The organism is Rossellomorea pakistanensis (genome assembly GCF_016908495.1).
GTDB classification, from domain to species: Bacteria; Bacillota; Bacilli; order Bacillales; family Bacillaceae_B; genus Rossellomorea; species Rossellomorea pakistanensis.
Genome location: NZ_JAFBDZ010000003.1, coordinates 427,928 through 445,837 on the forward strand (window position 1 = coordinate 427,928; position 17,910 = coordinate 445,837).

Annotated in this window: 16 protein-coding genes; all 16 read left to right on the forward strand. The window is 36.6% G+C overall.

The window, feature by feature from the left end; all coding sequences use genetic code 11:
* The first annotated feature begins 303 nt into the window (after positions 1–303).
* The 16 genes from mraZ to ftsA all read left to right on the forward strand — a co-directional run bounded on the left by mraZ (position 304) and on the right by ftsA (position 17,888).
* Positions 304–735 carry a division/cell wall cluster transcriptional repressor MraZ gene (mraZ, locus tag JOC86_RS16025; protein ID WP_205173914.1) on the forward strand — a complete coding sequence of 144 codons (432 nt, stop codon included), beginning with the start codon at positions 304–306 and terminating at the stop codon, positions 733–735.
* Positions 736–768: 33 nt separating this feature from the next.
* Positions 769–1,701 carry a 16S rRNA (cytosine(1402)-N(4))-methyltransferase RsmH gene (rsmH, locus tag JOC86_RS16030; protein ID WP_205173915.1) on the forward strand — a complete coding sequence of 311 codons (933 nt, stop codon included), beginning with the start codon at positions 769–771 and terminating at the stop codon, positions 1,699–1,701.
* Positions 1,702–1,723: 22 nt separating this feature from the next.
* Entirely contained in the window at positions 1,724–2,086 is a 363-nt protein-coding gene (gene ftsL, locus JOC86_RS16035) for a cell division protein FtsL (protein ID WP_205173916.1), read from the forward strand.
* A complete protein-coding gene (locus JOC86_RS16040) occupies positions 2,086–4,299 on the forward strand; it encodes a penicillin-binding protein (RefSeq protein WP_205173917.1) in 2,214 nt (737 codons plus the stop codon). The genes ftsL and JOC86_RS16040 overlap by 1 nt, the downstream gene beginning before the upstream one ends.
* A gap of 270 nt (positions 4,300–4,569) precedes the next feature.
* The gene (locus JOC86_RS16045; RefSeq protein ID WP_205174257.1) at positions 4,570–6,435 is read left to right on the forward strand and encodes a stage V sporulation protein D; all 1,866 of its coding nucleotides are present in this window, start codon (positions 4,570–4,572) and stop codon (positions 6,433–6,435) included.
* Positions 6,436–6,781: 346 nt separating this feature from the next.
* Positions 6,782–8,260, forward strand: a complete 1,479-nt coding sequence (locus JOC86_RS16050; protein WP_205173918.1) for a UDP-N-acetylmuramoyl-L-alanyl-D-glutamate--2,6-diaminopimelate ligase — start codon at positions 6,782–6,784, stop codon at positions 8,258–8,260.
* The gene (locus tag JOC86_RS16055) at positions 8,257–8,691 is read left to right on the forward strand and encodes a hypothetical protein (RefSeq protein ID WP_205173919.1); all 435 of its coding nucleotides are present in this window, start codon (positions 8,257–8,259) and stop codon (positions 8,689–8,691) included. The genes JOC86_RS16050 and JOC86_RS16055 overlap by 4 nt, the downstream gene beginning before the upstream one ends.
* 1 nt (position 8,692) lies before the next feature.
* Positions 8,693–9,667, forward strand: coding sequence for a phospho-N-acetylmuramoyl-pentapeptide-transferase (mraY, locus tag JOC86_RS16060; protein ID WP_205173920.1), 975 nt, complete (start codon positions 8,693–8,695; stop codon positions 9,665–9,667).
* On the forward strand, positions 9,668–11,017 hold the full coding sequence (gene murD, locus JOC86_RS16065; protein WP_205173921.1) for a UDP-N-acetylmuramoyl-L-alanine--D-glutamate ligase: 1,350 nt from the start codon (positions 9,668–9,670) through the stop codon (positions 11,015–11,017).
* Positions 11,018–11,119: 102 nt separating this feature from the next.
* Positions 11,120–12,220 carry a stage V sporulation protein E gene (gene spoVE / locus JOC86_RS16070; RefSeq protein WP_205173922.1) on the forward strand — a complete coding sequence of 367 codons (1,101 nt, stop codon included), beginning with the start codon at positions 11,120–11,122 and terminating at the stop codon, positions 12,218–12,220.
* A 572-nt stretch (positions 12,221–12,792) separates the two neighbouring features.
* Positions 12,793–13,701 (forward strand): UDP-N-acetylmuramate dehydrogenase, encoded by a 909-nt coding sequence (gene murB / locus JOC86_RS16075; RefSeq protein WP_205174258.1) that lies wholly within the window; start codon positions 12,793–12,795, stop codon positions 13,699–13,701.
* 166 nt (positions 13,702–13,867) lie between these two features.
* Positions 13,868–14,656, forward strand: a complete 789-nt coding sequence (locus JOC86_RS16080) for a cell division protein FtsQ/DivIB (protein WP_205173923.1) — start codon at positions 13,868–13,870, stop codon at positions 14,654–14,656.
* On the forward strand, positions 14,631–15,341 hold the full coding sequence (locus JOC86_RS16085; RefSeq protein ID WP_205173924.1) for a DUF881 domain-containing protein: 711 nt from the start codon (positions 14,631–14,633) through the stop codon (positions 15,339–15,341). Before JOC86_RS16080 ends, JOC86_RS16085 begins: the two co-directional genes overlap by 26 nt.
* A 38-nt stretch (positions 15,342–15,379) precedes the next feature.
* Positions 15,380–16,102 (forward strand): DUF881 domain-containing protein, encoded by a 723-nt coding sequence (locus JOC86_RS16090; RefSeq protein WP_205173925.1) that lies wholly within the window; start codon positions 15,380–15,382, stop codon positions 16,100–16,102.
* A 4-nt stretch (positions 16,103–16,106) separates the two neighbouring features.
* Positions 16,107–16,469 (forward strand): small basic family protein, encoded by a 363-nt coding sequence (locus JOC86_RS16095; RefSeq protein ID WP_205173926.1) that lies wholly within the window; start codon positions 16,107–16,109, stop codon positions 16,467–16,469.
* A 114-nt stretch (positions 16,470–16,583) separates the two neighbouring features.
* The gene (gene ftsA, locus JOC86_RS16100) at positions 16,584–17,888 is read left to right on the forward strand and encodes a cell division protein FtsA (RefSeq protein WP_205173927.1); all 1,305 of its coding nucleotides are present in this window, start codon (positions 16,584–16,586) and stop codon (positions 17,886–17,888) included.
* Positions 17,889–17,910 lie beyond the last annotated feature (22 nt).

The window sequence follows — 17,910 nt, forward strand, 5'->3', positions numbered from 1 at the left end:
GTTTTGGTAAGAACTTCTATCTGTTAGTGTACATTTTCTACGTTATCTGAACTGCTTATCATTTTTTATTTTGTCTTTCCCCTACAATATGCCCTCTTTTCCTTTAATAAATGAGTTTCTCTGCTAGAACCTGATAAATTTCATGGTTTTCTATTTCTTTTACCACAAATTATATGTAGTAAATTGTTTTATAAAAATTCTGAAAAAATAAAGGGATTAATTGGTTTATAAAGAATAGTAAATTTAAGTGGAGAAAAGTGGGGGGATGTGGTACATTTGTGTTAGAAAGTGGGGGTAATGGATATGTTCATGGGTGAATATCAACATAACATTGATAATAAAGGTCGTTTGATTGTCCCTGCGAAATTCAGAGAACACTTGGGTGAAGCCTTTGTTCTCACTCGAGGACTCGATCAATGTTTATTTGGTTACCCTGTCAATGAATGGAAATCCGTTGAAGAGAAATTGAAAGCTCTCCCACTAACCAAAAAAGATGCCCGAGCCTTTACGCGTTTCTTTTTTTCAGGAGCTTCAGAATGTGAACTGGACAAGACAGGAAGGGTGAACATTCCTTCTACATTAGTTGATTATGCTGCTTTAGAGAAAGAGTGTGTCATTATTGGAGTTTCCAATCGAATTGAGATTTGGAGTAAAACTTTATGGGAAGACTATTTCTCACAATCAGAAGATTCTTTTTCTGAAATCGCAGAGAATATGATAGGATTCGACATTTAGCAAAATGTTCGATTGGAAAGGTGAATATCAAAAATGTTTAAACATACAACCGTATTATTGAAAGAAACCGTTGATGGACTCAATATCAAGAAAGATGGAGTGTATGTCGACTGCACACTTGGTGGTGCAGGGCACAGTGAATACTTAATTTCTCAATTGTCTTCAGAAGGGAAGCTCTATTGCTTTGATCAAGATGTAACAGCAATTGAAAACGCTAAGAAGAAACTCGAGAAGTATGAAGGCCAAGTAGAGTTTATTCAGTCCAATTTTCGTTACATACAGGAAGAACTTCGTAAATTAAGAGTTCCCTTCGTTGACGGAATACTCTACGATTTAGGGGTTTCATCGCCACAGTTGGATACACCAGAAAGAGGTTTTAGTTACCATCATGATGCACCACTCGATATGAGAATGGACCTTGAAGGAGATATTAGTGCATATCATGTTGTGAATCATTGGTCGTATGAGGATTTGGTAAGAATATTTTTTAAGTATGGGGAAGAAAAGTTCTCGAAACAAATTGCTAGAAAAATTGAAACAGCCCGTGAAGTTAAAGCAATTGAAACTACAGGAGAATTAGTTGAACTTATAAAAGATGGAATTCCGGCACCAGCTAGAAGAAAAGGTGGACATCCTGCTAAGAGGGTTTTTCAAGCGATTCGAATTGCGGTCAATGATGAGCTGCATGCATTTGAAGATTCACTTAATCAAGCTATTGAGATTTTACAGCCTAAAGGGAGAATCAGTGTCATTACTTTTCACTCTTTAGAGGATAGAATTTGTAAAACCATCTTCAAGGAAAAATCAACAGGTCCAGAGCTTCCACCGGGATTACCCATTATCCCTGAAGGCTATGAGCCTATCTTAAAACAAATTACTAGAAAACCAATCGTTCCTTCTGAGGAAGAATTGGAAGAAAATAATCGTTCTCGATCTGCAAAGCTTCGAATTGCAGAGAAAATATAAATAGTTCTAGGGAGGGAGAGAAATGAGTAATTTAGCACAGAAGCATCATTATCAAATTGAACCAGAGAGAAAGAATAGTCCGAAAACAGCTCCTGTACGAGAGGAAAAGCGATCTTTAATCACACTAGGCGAGAAAATATTACTTGTAATATTTACAGTTGTTTTTTGTTTTTTGGCCGTTAAAATTGTTTCTACCCAAGCGGCTATTTATGACGTCAATAAAGATATCCAAACCGTTGAAACAACAATAGAAAAACAGCATAAATCAAATAAAAATTTAGAACTGGAAGTAAGTGAATTAAGCACATATGAACGCATTTTGAAAAAGGCAAAAGAGTTAGGGCTAGACTTGAAAGAACAAAATGTGAAGGTTGTGCAAGACTAATGAATAGAAAAAGACCTGGAATGAATATTGGGGCAGCCATCCTATTTGGAATCTTTGGCTTGCTCTTTTTTGTATTAATTGTAAGGATCATTACAATTCAAGTAACTGGTGAAGCGGAAGGAAGAGCTGTGGCTGCAGAGGCGGCAAAGAAGTATATAAAAACGGGTGTTTTAGAAGCAAAAAGAGGAACGATTTTTGATAGTAATGGGGACCCGATAGCAGAAGATACAGCATCGTTTTCACTAGTTGCGATCCTGAGTCCTACGGTAACAAGTGATCCTGATGAACCAAAGCATGTTGTCAATCCAAAGGAAACAGCTAAAAAGCTTTCAAAGCATATCGATATGAGTGAAAGTGAAATTTATGAACAGTTAACCCCTGAGAAAGAACCTTTTCAAGTAGAATTTGGAATTGCCGGTCGGGATATTTCACAACAAGTCAAGAAAGCGATTGAAAAAGAAGATCTTCCTGGTATTACTTTTATCAAAGAATCAAAACGATTCTATCCAAATGGTGTCTTCTCCTCCCATTTAATTGGTTTTGCACAAAAAAAGATGCTGGAGAATGGCGACTCTGTTACAAATGGAATGATGGGAATTGAGAAGAGTTTTAATGATATCCTGCAGGGGGAAGATGGAAAATTACAATATAAAAGTGATGTTTGGGGGTATATTCTTCCAAATGCCGAAGAGCACGTGACACCTCCAAAGGATGGAAATAATATTCATTTGACAATAGATAAAAAAATTCAAACATTTCTTGAGGATGCTCTAAGCAGTGTAGAAAAACAATATAAACCTAAAAAGATGATTGCCGTCGTAGCCGATCCGAAAACAGGTAAAATTCTTGCGATGGGACAGAGACCCACTTTTCATCCAGATACTAGGGAAGGGTTAGATGAAAACTGGCATAATGAAATTGTAGAAACAACATATGAGCCAGGGTCAACATTTAAGACCTTTTCTCTAGCTGCTGCTGTTGAGGAAGGTGTATTTAACCCTAACGCAACCTATAAATCTGGAGCGTACAAAGTAGAAAATGTTCCACACCCCATTCGAGACTGGAATAATGGTAATGGGTGGGGAACGATTAGCTATTTAGAAGGTGTCCAGCGATCCTCAAATGTTTTATTTGCAGACTTGTTAGAGAGTATAGGACAAGAACGATTTAAAGATTACTTAGATGCCTTTCATTTTGGTAAGAAAACAAATGTTGGATTACCAAATGAAGCAAGTGGGAATGTTCTTTACAATTATCCGATTGAAAGGATCACGACCATATTTGGTCAGGGAACCACTGTTACTGCCCTACAGATGATTCAAGCAGAGACAGCGATTGCAAATGACGGTAAAATGATGAGGCCATATGTGATCTCTAAAATCGTTGATCCGAATAAAGATAAAATAGTTAAGGAAACAAAACCTGAGGTAGTCGGGAATCCTATTTCGAAAGAGACGGCTAAAAAAGTAAGAGAGTATTTAGCTTCGACTGTTACTTCAGAGCATGGTACAGGTCAACCTTTTGCGATTGATGGTTATGATGTAGCTGGTAAGTCAGGAACCGCACAGATCCCAGACCCTGATGGAGGCGGATATTTATCTAGTGGGAAGGATGGGTATTTGTTCTCCTTCCTCGGGATGGCACCTGCGGATGATCCACAGCTGATAGTATATGTGGCCATCGAGCAACCAGAGCTAAAACCAACAGAAATCGGTTCTGACCCTGTTTCGAAAGTGTTTAACCCTGTTATGCAAAACAGTTTAAAATACTTAAATATTAAACCTGACGAAAACATTGGGCTAAAGAAAATCAAAGTACCAGATGTTTCAGGTGAAAGTATTCAGAATGCTAAAGCGAAATTAAAGGAGCTAGGACTAAAACCGATTGTATTAGGAAAAGGGACTAGAGTAGAGAAACAAAGTCCCTTAACTGAGGAAATGGTCTTGGCAGGTGAAAGAATCATTTTGAAGACAGACGGTGACGTGACGGTTCCTGATATGAAGGGCTGGTCTGTTAGAGATGTTTTAAAAGTTTCAAATGTAGCGGATCTTAAGTTGAATATGGTTGGAAGTGGATATGTTGTGAGTCAAAATGTAAAGCCTAACTCGCCATTTCAAAAAGGAGAACCTCTAGTCGTAAACTTTCAGACACCTAAAGAGCAATTAAATAAGGAAGTAGAAGAAAGCGGGGGAGAGGAACAACCGCTGAATTGATGATAGGGTTAGAAAAAGAGTAGTAAATATAGACTCTTCGTCTTATTTTAGTAGACGAAGAGTCTATTTTTTAGCGTGTTTTTCAAGCTTTTTTTAGGAGGAATTGTAAACGAAATTCCATTAATAAAAGAGCTTTATCCCTTATAAAATCCTTTTCTATCATACTCGTAACGGTACAAGCATATACTTGAACGAGCTATAAAAGGGGAGGATTCTAAGTTGAAACGGGTATCTAATGTAACGGTTAGAAAACGACTAGCGATCACTTTAATGGTAGGAGTCCTTATTTTTACAATAATTGATATTCGACTTGGGTATGTTCAATTTTTTTTAGGGGACATGCTAACTGGACTAGCAAAGGATTCCTGGAGTAGGAATATTCCATTTGAACCGGAAAGAGGAAAAATTCTTGACCGTAATGGTGTTGAACTTGCGACAAATCAAAGTGCGCCAACCGTCTTTGTTATGCCAAGGCAGATTGATGATCCAAGGGAAACATCGGAGAAACTCGCAGCAGTTCTTAATATTTCAGTTGAAAAGGTCTATAAATATGTGACCAAACAAAGTTCATTAGTCATAATAAAAGAAGCACGTAAAATATCATATGATAAAGCAAAGGAAATAAAGGACTTAAATTTGAAAGGTGTTTATATTGGTGAGGATTCTAAGAGATATTATCCGTTCGGAAGCTATCTTTCACATGTACTGGGGTTCGCAGGTATAGATAACCAGGGGCTAATGGGACTTGAACTATATTATGATAAAGAACTAAGTGGTGACAAAGGTTCTGTGAAATTTTATTCTGATGCTAAAGGGAAGCGGATGCCGGATATGGCAGATGATTATCAACCCCCAGTGGATGGTCTCGATCTTACATTAACTATTGATACGAAAGTTCAAACCATTATTGAGAGAGAGTTGGATATCGCTCAGGAAACATACAATCCTGATGGACTTATTGCCATCGCAATGGATCCTGACACTGGTGAAATATTAGCGATGTCAAGTCGACCGACTTTTGATCCGGAAAATTTCCGAAATGTTCCACAAGAAATTTATAATCGAAACCTGCCGATATGGAGCACATATGAGCCGGGATCAACCTTTAAGATTATTACACTGGCAGCTGCTTTAGAAGAAAATAAAGTAAATTTAAAAGAAGATACATTCCATGATCCGGGACATATAGAAGTATCAGGTTCTACCTTGCACTGTTGGAAAAGGGGAGGACATGGTTCACAGACATTTTTAGAGGTCGTTCAAAATTCCTGTAACCCTGGGTTTGTCGAACTTGGTGAAAGATTAGGAAAAGAGACTTTATTTAATTATATAGAAGACTTTGGCTTTGGAAAAAAAACGGGTATTGACCTTCAAGGTGAAGGAAAAGGGATCTTATTCAATTTAGATCGAGTGGGACCAGTTGAACTTGCTACTACTGCTTTTGGTCAAGGGGTATCTGTAACGCCGATTCAACAGGTGGCAGCAGTCTCTGCAGCTATAAACGGTGGGACGTTATACCAGCCATACGTTGCAAAAGAATTAGTAGACCCAAAAACTGGAGAAGTGGTTATGCGTAATACACCAGCTGCAAAAAAACAGGTGATTTCAGAAGAAACATCAAAGGAGATCAGATATGCCTTAGAAAGTGTTGTCGCACAAGGAACAGGAAAAGGAGCTTTTGTTGAAGGGTATCGTGTTGGTGGTAAGACAGGTACAGCACAAAAAGTAAAAGATGGGAAATATTTAGAAAACAATCATATCGTTTCTTTTCTAGGATTCGCCCCTGCTGATGATCCAGAGATTGTCGTTTATTTAGCCGTAGATAATCCAAAGGGAACAGTTCAGTTTGGAGGAGTTGTTGCAGCTCCAATAGTGGGGAACATTATTGAGGATAGTCTAGGAGCCCTTGGGGTAGAAAAGCGAAAAAATCAAATTGAGAAAAAAACAACATGGAGTGATACACCAGTCGTGAAGACCCCTGATTTAATTGGGCTCTCAAGAAAAGAACTTCAAAAACAGCTAGTAAACCTCAAGTTAGATGTAAGTGGTGAAGGTAATAAAGTGGTTAGTCAGGCTCCAGATCCAGGTATGAAAATTGAGGAAGGGTCAACGATTCGAGTCTTAATGGGCGAATAAAGTGTTCATTTTTTCATAAAAAGACAGAAATTATTAGTAGAACTCACATATATATCTAGTAAGGGCTGGCTTACTGAGTCAGTCCCTCTCCCCTTATTTTATTATGTTTTGTATATTTCCTAAAAACGAAATTCATGTAAACCTATTTTATGTGGATCGTGAGTGGCGATGAGATAAGGTGTATTACTTTAAAATGTCTTTTAGACCTATCTAAATAAATACCCTTCACAAAAAAATTGTATTATATTTTTTTTAAATAGAAATTAAAGTTAAAAGGTTAATAGCGTTTATGAATATTTTTATGTAAAATAATAAAAGGTTGCTTACATACATGAGGAGTGAAAACATGAAATTGCAAACTTTGCTAGAGGTATTGCCGTTTTACACCGTTCAAGGGAAAGGAAACCCTGATATTACAGATTTAAAAAATCATCATGAGAAGGTTACGAGTGGTGATTTATTTATTTGTATTAAAGGTTCCGATGTAGACAGTCATACATTAGCAAAGGAAGCAGAACAACGAGGAGCAGTTGCTGTCTTATCTGAAGTTCCTTTAAATTTAGGAATACCAGTTGTAATGGTACATGATACGAGAAGAGCTATGGCGATTCTTTCAGATTATTTCTATAATCAACCTTCACGTGACCTTTTGCTCATAGGTGTTACAGGAACGAATGGCAAGACGACTACAACACACATAATTGAGACGGTTCTTAATAGCGCCGGGAGGAAGACAGGGGCAATCGGTACTTTATATGTTAAAACTGGAGATGAAATCGAGGAAAGTAAAAATACAACACCAGATAGTTTAACTTTACAGCAAACATTTAGTAAATTTATTGAAAAAGGTATTGATTCAGCTGTAATGGAAGTTTCTTCACATGCACTTTATCAAGGAAGGGTGCACGGTTGTGATTATGATATTGCTGTATTTACGAACCTTACACAAGATCATCTCGATTATCATTCTTCGATGGAAGAATACCGTAGTGCAAAAGGCTTATTGTTTTCACAGTTAGGGAATACTTATAGCAAAGGATCACCAAAGTATGCCATCATTAATATTGACGATCCTTCTGCTGATTATTTTATTTATTCCACTGCATCCCATGTGATCACATATGGCTTAAATCAACATGCACATTTCCGTGCGGAGAATTTGATTCTCCAAGCAAATGGAACTCAATTTAAATTAGTTACCCCTTGCGGAGAATATCAAGTGTCTTTAAAGCTTTCAGGACAATTCAATGTTTATAATACATTAGCTGCAATAGCATCCTCATATGTTGCAGGTATTCCGCTTCCTTCTATTCTTTCTGCAATTGAAGAGATTAAAGGGGTTAGTGGAAGGTTTGAACTTGTAGATGCAGGCCAGGATTATTCTGTGATCGTGGACTATGCCCACACACCGGATAGTTTAGAAAATGTGTTAAAAACAATTAAAACTGTCACAACAGGTAAAATCATTACGGTTGTTGGCTGTGGAGGTAATCGTGATACACTCAAAAGGCCTATAATGGCAAATGTGGCCTGTCGATATAGCCAGAAGGTATTCTTTACTTCTGATAATCCTAGAAACGAAAACCCTAAATTAATTATTGATGATATGCTTATGGGGGTACCAAAAGAAGAGGCAGAGAAATACGAAGTGATACTGGATAGAAAGGAAGCTATCTTTAGGGCGGTATCTAATGCACGAAAAGGAGATACAGTATTAATTGCTGGAAAAGGACATGAAACGTATCAGATTATTGGTGATCGTGTCACAAACTTTGATGATCGTGAAGTGGCAATTGAGGGGATAAAAATGAGGATTATAGAATGATTCTATATCGTGATATTAAGAAACTTTACCCAATTACTCGTGGAGTGGAAGAAGAATCTTTAAAATTTGAATCGATCTCATGCATCTCAACCATTAAACTAAAAAAAGCGTTATATATACCTCTCGAAGGTGAAAAAGGGTTGTTTGATGCAATTCAAAATGGAGCCATTTCCTCTTTATGGGATAGGTCTATTAATCTTCCTAAGTGGATCCCAAATCATTTTCCAGTATTCTTTACTGACAATATCGATTATGCTGTAGAAAGAATCATAGGTAATTACAAAAATAAAATGAAACAAGAAGAGTGGGAAACAATGACGAAATTTTTTATTAATCATAACAAAGAAGAAAAATTTGATATAACTTATGAGGATGTACGAATGAAAAAGAAATCTTTAGATGTAGTTTTCATAGAGAAAGGGGGGGAATAAAATGTTGGAACAAGTGATTTTATTTACTATTCTTATGGGATTTTTTATTACCGTTTTGCTATCTCCAATCTTTATTCCCTTCTTAAGAAGATTAAAGTTTGGACAAAGTATTAGAGACGAAGGTCCAAAATCTCATCAAAAAAAATCTGGAACTCCTACTATGGGGGGGATCGTCTTTTTAATCTCCATCGTCATAACCACATTTGTTATGACAGGTAAATTCTCAGAGCCGTCAGTTGAAACCTATTTATTACTGCTTGTTACAGTGGGCTTTGGTTTACTCGGCTTTTTAGATGATTTTATAAAAGTAGTCATGAAAAGGAATTTAGGATTGACTTCTAAACAGAAACTAGTAGGACAGATTGTCATTTCGGTTATTTTTTATGTAGTCTTAAGACAAAACGAATTTTCAACAGTTGTATCTATTCCATTAACAGACCTTTCCTTAGATCTTGGATGGTTTTTTGTAGTGTTCATCGTTTTTTGGCTTGTTGGATTTTCAAATGCTGTAAACTTAACGGATGGACTGGATGGATTAGTTTCTGGAACTGCTGCGATTGCATTTGGAGCCTTGGCCGTCCTTGCTTGGAATCAATCTCAATTTGATGTTGCAATCTTTTCCGTTGCAGTTGTAGGGGCATTACTGGGGTTCTTAGTCTTTAATGCACATCCTGCAAAAGTGTTTATGGGTGATACTGGTTCACTTGCTTTAGGTGGTGCCATTGCTGCGATAGCGATCCTGACAAAGATGGAGATCCTTTTAATATTAATTGGAGGAGTCTTTGTTATAGAAACCTTATCCGTCATCCTACAGGTCATTTCATTCAAAACGACTGGTAAAAGGATTTTTAAAATGAGCCCACTTCATCATCATTATGAATTGGTTGGTTGGTCCGAATGGAGAGTAGTTGTAACATTTTGGACTGTGGGATTACTTTGTGCAGTGTTAGGAATTTATATTGAGGTGTGGATATAATTGAAAAAGATTAAAACATATGAACATAAAAAAATATTAGTTCTTGGCCTTGCTAAAAGCGGGGTCAGTGCAGCAACACTTTTACATAGGTTGGGGGCTTTTGTCACTGTCAATGATTATAAGCCTCTACATGAAAACCCTGAGGCACAAGGGCTTCTTCAGCAAGGCATTAAAGTAATATGTGGAGAGCATCCTATTGAGCTTCTAGATGAAGGGTTTCAAATTATAGTGAAAAATCCAGGAATACCATACAGTAATCCTATGATCCAAAAGGCAGTAGAGAAAGGGATTCCGATTATTACGGAAGTTGAATTAGCTTATCAGGTATCTGAGGCTAGTATAATTGGTATTACTGGAACCAATGGTAAAACGACTACAACTACTTTGATTTGTGAAATGCTTGAAAAAGGGTCTAAGAACCCATTAATAGCAGGTAATATAGGAACAGTTGCTTCAGAAGTTGCTCAAACTGCAACTCCTGAACATAATATGGTCATTGAACTATCTTCTTTTCAGTTAATGGGCATAAATGAATTTCGTCCCCATATTGCAATTTTAACGAATCTATATGATGCACACCTTGATTATCACGGTACAAGGGAAGAATATGCTCTTGCCAAGGCGAATATTACTAAGAATCAAACAGAGGATGATTACTTAATTGTAAATGGAGATCAACCTCACCTAATAAATTTAATCCAAGCATCAAATGCTCAAAAAATTTATTTCTCTACAAAGAAAATAGTGGAGAATGGCGTATATATTGAAAATGATGAAGTCAAATACTTGGATGAAAGTATTATCTCAGTAAAGGATATTGTATTACCGGGTGCCCATAACCTGGAAAATATTCTTTCTGCTATTGCTGCAGCTAAATTAAGCGGTGTTTCAAACGAAGCGATCAAAGAAGTATTATCAACATTCCAAGGAGTAAAACATCGAACTCAATTTGTGAAATCCTCTCGAGGCAGGAAATTTTACAATGATTCTAAGGCAACCAATACTTTAGCGACAAAAAGTGCACTTAGTGCCTTTGAACAGCCGATTATATTACTCGCAGGAGGACTTGATCGCGGGAATGATTTCGATGACTTAATTCCTTATCTTCATAATGTAAAAGCAATCATCACGTTCGGTGAAACCTCTGAGAAATTATTGGAGACAGCTCAGAAAGCAGGGATAGATAGGAGAATTCCTGTCGATAATGTAGAAAGTGCCGTACCGGTAGCATTTGAGCTTTCAAATGAAGGGGATATTATTCTTCTATCACCCGCATGTGCAAGTTGGGATCAATATCGGACTTTCGAAGAACGAGGAGACATTTTTATTGAAGCGGTGCATAAGCTATAATAAGGGCTTGTCTCAAGGGAGCAATCGAATCACCACGACATTACATTTTAATAAAAAAAGTTGCTCGTAACGGCTCTAATAAGTCTAACGAGGTGTTGGAGATTGCCTGCAAAAAAATCAACTCCCGACTTTATATTAATCCTTATAACGTTATCTTTATTAGCCATTGGACTAATCATGGTTTATAGTGCCAGTGCCGTTTGGGCTGATTATAAATTTGAAGATACGTTCTATTTTGCGAAACGCCAATTGCTGTTTGCAGGGGTTGGGGTTATTGCCATGTTCTTTATTATGAATATCGATTATTGGACATGGCGAACTTGGGCTAAGGTGTTAATTATTATTTGTTTTGTACTACTTGTTTTAGTATTAATCCCCGGTGTCGGAGTACTTAGGAATGGTTCTAGAAGCTGGATTGGTGTTGGAGCCTTTTCCATCCAACCCTCTGAATTTATGAAGCTAGCAATGATTGCTTTTTTAGCGAAATACCTTTCAGAAAAGCAAAAGTTTATCACTTCATTTAACAAGGGTGTATTACCTTCATTACTTTTGGTTTTTACAGCATTTGGGATGATCATGCTTCAGCCTGATTTAGGTACAGGTACGGTTATGGTAGGTACTTGTATTGTTATGATCTTTATAGCTGGTGCACGAGTAAGTCATTTCGTAGCTCTTGGCCTTGTGGGCCTTGTAGGGTTTGCTGGTCTAGTCATCTCTGCTCCATATAGAATGAAAAGAATCACCTCCTTTCTTGACCCTTGGGAAGACCCTTTGGGAAGTGGATTTCAAATGATACAGTCACTGTATGCCATCGGACCAGGTGGATTATTTGGTCTAGGATTAGGTGAAAGTAGACAGAAATTCTTCTATCTACCAGAACCGCAGAATGATTTTATTTTTGCGATTTTAGCAGAAGAACTAGGATTTATAGGTGGAAGTTTAGTACTACTATTGTTTACCTTATTGTTATGGAGAGGTGTTAGAATTGCACTTGGTGCTCCTGACCTATATGGAAGCTTCTTAGCGATAGGAATTGTGTCCATGATTGCTATTCAAGTTATGATAAATGTAGGCGTTGTAACAGGACTAATGCCTGTAACGGGTATTACTCTTCCATTTTTAAGCTACGGAGGCTCGTCATTAACGCTCATGCTACTAGCAGTTGGGGTGCTATTAAATATTAGCCGATATTCTAGAGTATAGACTATAGACGGAATGTAGAAGCTATAGAAGGTTTGTAATAATTCAAATAAGAACAGGGATTTGGTGAACCGCCAAGGGGGTGAGCTGATTCCTGTTTTTATTACGTTTTGAACAATTTTTTTTACATTTCAATAACAATCTCTTTATGACGTCTTATAATTGATTAAAATATAGTAGAATAGGGAAAGAAAAGGGGGATTCATCCTTTTCATTTTTGATGCTCTTTTCGTAAGGTTGTTGGTTTTCATGAGTATTTAGGAAATGGTCGTTCAGCATTTCCAACGAAATCCCTACATCTCTCTCTTCTTGTATTAAGTCTGTAGAGGGGGACAGGAATTTTGTATTTTATTTACTAATAACAATGGATAAGAAAACATCAATTTTTAATAAGTTACTCCCTACATACCCATGCATCTGTTTAATCTCACATCTAGAATAACATAAGTGGTGCTGGATTTTTTTTGCCCTTTGAACCAAAGAATAAATAGACTGTTGTAGTTAATTCTTTAGCATACTTAATGTTTAGTATAAGCTTGATTGACTAGAAGAAGGTTCTGGAGGAATTTATGTATATTCATCAATTGTTAAATGAGTTGGAGGAGCAAAACGTTGGGAGTATTAAAGCGAATGAACCATTGTCCAATCATACAACAATAAAAATAGGTGGACCAGCTGACTTATTTGTTGAGCCCGCTTCAATTGAAGACTTAAAACGAACATTGAAATTAATTAAAAAATATCAAGTTCCTTGGAGAACTATTGGCAGGGGATCAAATCTTCTTGTGTCAGATAAAGGAATTGAAGGAGTTGTGATAAAGCTCGGGAAAAGCTTAGATGAGTTTAAGGTCAATGACACAGAAATAATAGTGGGTGCAGGATATTCCTTTATCGTTTTAGCTAATGTATTAAGTAGACAAGGTCTAAAAGGTTTGGAATTTGCTGGCGGGATACCTGGATCTATTGGTGGCGCAGTATATATGAATGCAGGTGCACACGGATCAGAAATATCCAATGTATTGACAAATGCTTTAATCTTATTCCCGGATGGGTCGATGGAATGGCTTTCAAAAGATGATTTAGGATTCTCTTACCGGACATCAATTTTACAAAAGAGTCGTCCTGGAATAGTCGTGAAAGCTCAATTAAAGTTAGAAAAAGGTGATAAAGAAACGATTACGAAGAAAATGCAAGAGCATAAGCACTATCGCAAAAAGACCCAACCATGGAATCTTCCTTGTGCAGGGAGTATTTTTCGTAATCCGTTGCCAGACTATGCTGGGAAACTTGTAGAAAAAGCAGGCCTTAGAGGACATAAAATTGGTGGGGCGCAAATTTCAAAGATGCATGGGAATTTTATCGTAAATACAGGAGATGCGAAGGCTGATGACGTTTTTTCTCTAATAGAACATGTGAAAAACACGATTTTTGACAAATATCAAATTAATTTGGAGACGGAAGTCGAAATAATTGATATGAAATAAAGTCATTTCCCTCTTTTAACCTCATTTCCCTTAATATAGAATAAAGATAACGGCAAATAACAAACAAGCATTGACGACTATTTTCCGTTTATTACAATGAATTTATTCTGTATACAAAGGAATAATGATGAGAATATGTAAAGAAGTTTATATGGGGGGAAAAGGAATGGACAAGGGGAAGATTGTCTCTCTTGAAGAACGTATTCCGAAATTAAAACAACATCGTAAAAAGAAGGCGAATAGAAGACTCGTTTTTTTACTATCCCTCTTTTTTTTATTAATCTTATCTGTCATCTATTTTCAATCACCCTTAAGTCATGTGAAAAAAGTAGAGGTAACGGGAAATGTGTTGACGACTAGTGAATATATACTTGAAAATAGTGACATTTCAAAAGGTATGAATGTGTGGAGCGTAAAGAAATCTGAAACAGAAGAAAAAATCGAAAAACTTCCAGAAATTAAGGAAGCAAATGTAAAGTTGAAACTTCCAAACTCCATTAGAGTTGAATTAAAGGAGTATAGTAAAGAAGCTTATCTTTTAAAGGGTTCAAGCGTTTATGCGATACTTGAAAACGGTGAAATCCTGAAATCACAAAAAATAAACACAATTCCTAATGATGCCCCGCTTTTAAAAGGATTTAAGGAAAATGAAGTTTTAAAAGAAATGATTAAAGAGTTGGAAAACCTTCCTGACGCAGTCAAACAATCCATCTCTGAGCTTATTTTAGTACCTAAAAAGACGGATCCATATCATATCACATTATATATGAATGATGGATTTGAGGTTAGTGCTTCAATTCGAACTTTTTCTGAAAAAATGGTACACTATCCTTCTATCGCTAGTCAATTAGACCCAGAACGAAAAGGGGTAATCGATTTAGAAGTAGGATCCTATTTCAAAGCATACGAAACGGAAGGAGAAAAGCAGGATGAAGAAAATGAAAGTGAGGGGTAAGCACGTTGTACTTTCTCTCGTGTGCTTAGTACTAGGTTTTATCCTCGCTTTTTCCTATAGTTTAGCTAGTACTGATGAATCCATTCAGTCTAAATTGACAAGCGGGCAATATCAAAAAGAAGATGATTTGAGGGACCAATTAATTGCTCTACAAGAGAAGAATAGTATGATTCAAAAAGAATTATATGAAAAACAAGATCGAGTGGTAGAGATTGAACAGGAATTGTCTAAAGAAAAACAAATATACTTTAATTTAGCGGAAGATACCGAGAAATTTCGAATGTATTTAGGTAAAACCGGGGTTAAAGGGCAGGGATTAAAAGTAACTCTTGCAGATGCGAACTATAAACCGAGTGAAGAAAATGTAAATAACTATATCGTTCATGAACATCATGTCTTTAAGGTGATAAATGAGTTGTATATAGCAGGTGCTTCAGCAGTAGCTATCAACGGGCAGAGATTAAAACATAATTCTTACATAGTATGTGAAGGTCCGGTAATTACGGTTGATGGTGTTCAATTTCCTGCTCCATTTGAAATAACAGCCATTGGAGATTCAGAGGTGATGTCTGCAGCATTAAATATTGTTGGTGGAGTGAAAGATCAACTTGTGAATGATAATATCGTGTTTACAGAAGAAAAAAAACAGGAAATTATTCTTGAGCCGACAATAGGAGAATCCTAGAAGGTACACTTAATGAAGTGAAAGTAAGGTGAAAAGGAGTGGATCATCGGGTTAAAATTAGCTTTACTATTATCACATGCATTATTGGCTTTATGCTTGCCATTCAGTTTCAGACCGTAAAAGAGCCAGTTGTTCGAGATACTCGTGATATTTGGGAGCTGAGAGAAGCGATACTGAAAGAAAAAGAAACGTATTCTGCTTTATATCAAGAAATCCGCTCTATTGATCAAAAATTAGAGAAATATGAAACGGAAAAACAAGATAGTCAAGAAGAGGCTTTAAGAGAGACTCTTGAAGAATTAAAAACGGAAGCGGGATTAACAGAAAAACAAGGTGCAGGTATAATATTGACGGTACAACCAGTATTAGAGGAAGTTCTAATGGGGGAGAAAATAAGCACGGTTTCTCCTGATTTATTGGAACGACTAGTGAATGAGTTAAATCGATTTAAAGCACAAGATATTTCTATTGATGGACATCGAATGATTAACACTACTGTCATAAGAGATATAAATGGCGTGACCAAAATTGATGGTTATTCTTTAGAGGAAATCCCGTTCGAGATTAGGGTTTTAACAAAGGATTTTGAAGATGCAGAAAAACTGTACAACCAATTAAAGGCTTCACAATCCATTGAAGATTTCTTTATTGATAATTTACGTGTGAATATTTCAAAGCCCATTAATCATTTAACATTACCCGCGTATGAGGATTCTATAAGAGTGAAGCGGATGGAGCCAGTAAAAAAAGGAGGGGAATAAAACTATGTGGCTGCCCCTACTAGGGTTGCTGCTAGGGGTAATTCTTGGATTACTTACCGATATAAGGATTCCTGATGAATATTCTAATTATTTGTCCATTGCGGTATTAGCAGCTCTCGATACATTGTTTGGAGGGATAAGGGCTCACCTTCAAAATATTTATGATGACAAAGTATTTGTCACAGGTTTTTTCTTTAATATTCTTTTAGCTGCAAGTTTGGCTTTTCTAGGTGTCCATCTTGGTGTAGACTTGTACCTAGCAGCCGTTTTTGCTTTTGGTGTACGACTTTTTCAAAATATTGCAGTCATTAGAAGAATCATCATTAGCAATTGGACGTCAAATGGAGAAAAAGAGAAAAAAATATGAAAAATTAAAAGGGAATCACTTACTTACGACGAATATTTCTAATAGATATATTCAATTTTCAATTAACTTATTTGTTGTTCTAAGAAATACAGACTTTGAAGGAGGTGCCATAGAGTGAACAGCAATGAAATCTTTGTTAGCCTTGACATCGGTACATCCAGTGTAAAAGTGATCATTGGTGAAATGTCTAATGATTCTCTTAACATTATCGGTGTAGGCAATGTAAAATCAGAAGGTATTAGAAAAGGATCGATTGTTGATATAGATGAGACCGTTCATACAATTAAAAAAGCTGTTGAACAAGCTGAAAGAATGATTGGTATGAACATTAGAAAAATAATTGTTGGGATTGCTGGTAATCAGGTAAACCTTCAATCTTGTCACGGTGTTGTTGCCGTCTCAAGTGAGAATCGAGAAATATCTGATGAAGATGTGGCACGAGTGATGGATGCTGCCCAGGTTATTTCAATTCCGCCTGAACGTGAAATTATCAATGTCATTCCAAAACAGTTTATTGTCGATGGACTAGATGAAATTACTGATCCACGCGGGATGATTGGTGTAAGGCTTGAAATGGAAGGAACCATTATAACGGGATCTAAAACGCTATTACATAATATTCTACGTTGTGTAGAAAAGGCAGAACTAGAAATTACTGATATTGTTTTACAGCCTCTTGCCGCAGGAGCAGTTTCACTTTCAAAAGATGAACAGAATCTTGGGTCTGCATTAATTGATATTGGTGGAGGTTCAACGACAATAGCTGTGTTTGGACATGGACACTTAAAGGCAACATCTGTTCTTCCTGTCGGTGGCGAACATATCACTAAAGATCTTTCCATAGGATTACGTACATCTACAGAAGATGCAGAAAAAATTAAGATGAAATATGGACATGCTTTTTATGATCATGCATCTGAAGATGAGGTATTTAGTGTTCCGATAATTGGAAGTGATCAACATCAGCAATTTAATCAATTAGAAATCTCTGATATTATAGAAGCTAGGTTAGAAGAAATCTTTGACCTTATTCATCATGAACTTAAAAGAATGGGAATAAAAGATTTGCCTGGAGGTTATGTGCTAACAGGTGGAACAGCTAACCTGCCCGGTGTTCTTGAATTATCCCAGGCCGTATTTCAAAACAGGGTTCGAGTGGCGATACCAGATTATATTGGTGTAAGGGAACCACAATATACAACTGCTGTTGGACTTATTAAATACGCGCACAAGAATGCTAGATTACAAGGAAGAAGTGTAAGCGCCTCTCCAGAACCAGTAACAGTTGGAGAAGTTAATCGTCAAGTAAAACAAGTAGAATCAAAGCCAAAGCCTAAACAACAACCAAGTCAAGAAAATCAAAATGAAGAAAAAATTTCGTCTAAAATGAAAAAATTCTTTGGATATTTCTTTGAATAGTTTCAAAAGGGTTCAGAATCGA

What these genes read in the sequence shown, in the direction of transcription:
- mraZ (WP_205173914.1), top strand. Translation starts at nt 304, where the DNA reads ATGTTCATGGGTGAATATCAACATAACATTGATAATAAAGGTCGTTTG.
- rsmH (WP_205173915.1), top strand. Translation starts at nt 769, where the DNA reads ATGTTTAAACATACAACCGTATTATTGAAAGAAACCGTTGATGGACTC.
- ftsL (WP_205173916.1), top strand. Translation starts at nt 1,724, where the DNA reads ATGAGTAATTTAGCACAGAAGCATCATTATCAAATTGAACCAGAGAGA.
- JOC86_RS16040 (WP_205173917.1), top strand. Translation starts at nt 2,086, where the DNA reads ATGAATAGAAAAAGACCTGGAATGAATATTGGGGCAGCCATCCTATTT.
- JOC86_RS16045 (WP_205174257.1), top strand. Translation starts at nt 4,570, where the DNA reads ATGGTAGGAGTCCTTATTTTTACAATAATTGATATTCGACTTGGGTAT.
- JOC86_RS16050 (WP_205173918.1), top strand. Translation starts at nt 6,782, where the DNA reads ATGAAATTGCAAACTTTGCTAGAGGTATTGCCGTTTTACACCGTTCAA.
- JOC86_RS16055 (WP_205173919.1), top strand. Translation starts at nt 8,257, where the DNA reads ATGATTCTATATCGTGATATTAAGAAACTTTACCCAATTACTCGTGGA.
- mraY (WP_205173920.1), top strand. Translation starts at nt 8,693, where the DNA reads ATGTTGGAACAAGTGATTTTATTTACTATTCTTATGGGATTTTTTATT.
- JOC86_RS16080 (WP_205173923.1), top strand. Translation starts at nt 13,868, where the DNA reads ATGGACAAGGGGAAGATTGTCTCTCTTGAAGAACGTATTCCGAAATTA.
- JOC86_RS16085 (WP_205173924.1), top strand. Translation starts at nt 14,631, where the DNA reads ATGAAGAAAATGAAAGTGAGGGGTAAGCACGTTGTACTTTCTCTCGTG.
- JOC86_RS16095 (WP_205173926.1), top strand. Translation starts at nt 16,107, where the DNA reads ATGTGGCTGCCCCTACTAGGGTTGCTGCTAGGGGTAATTCTTGGATTA.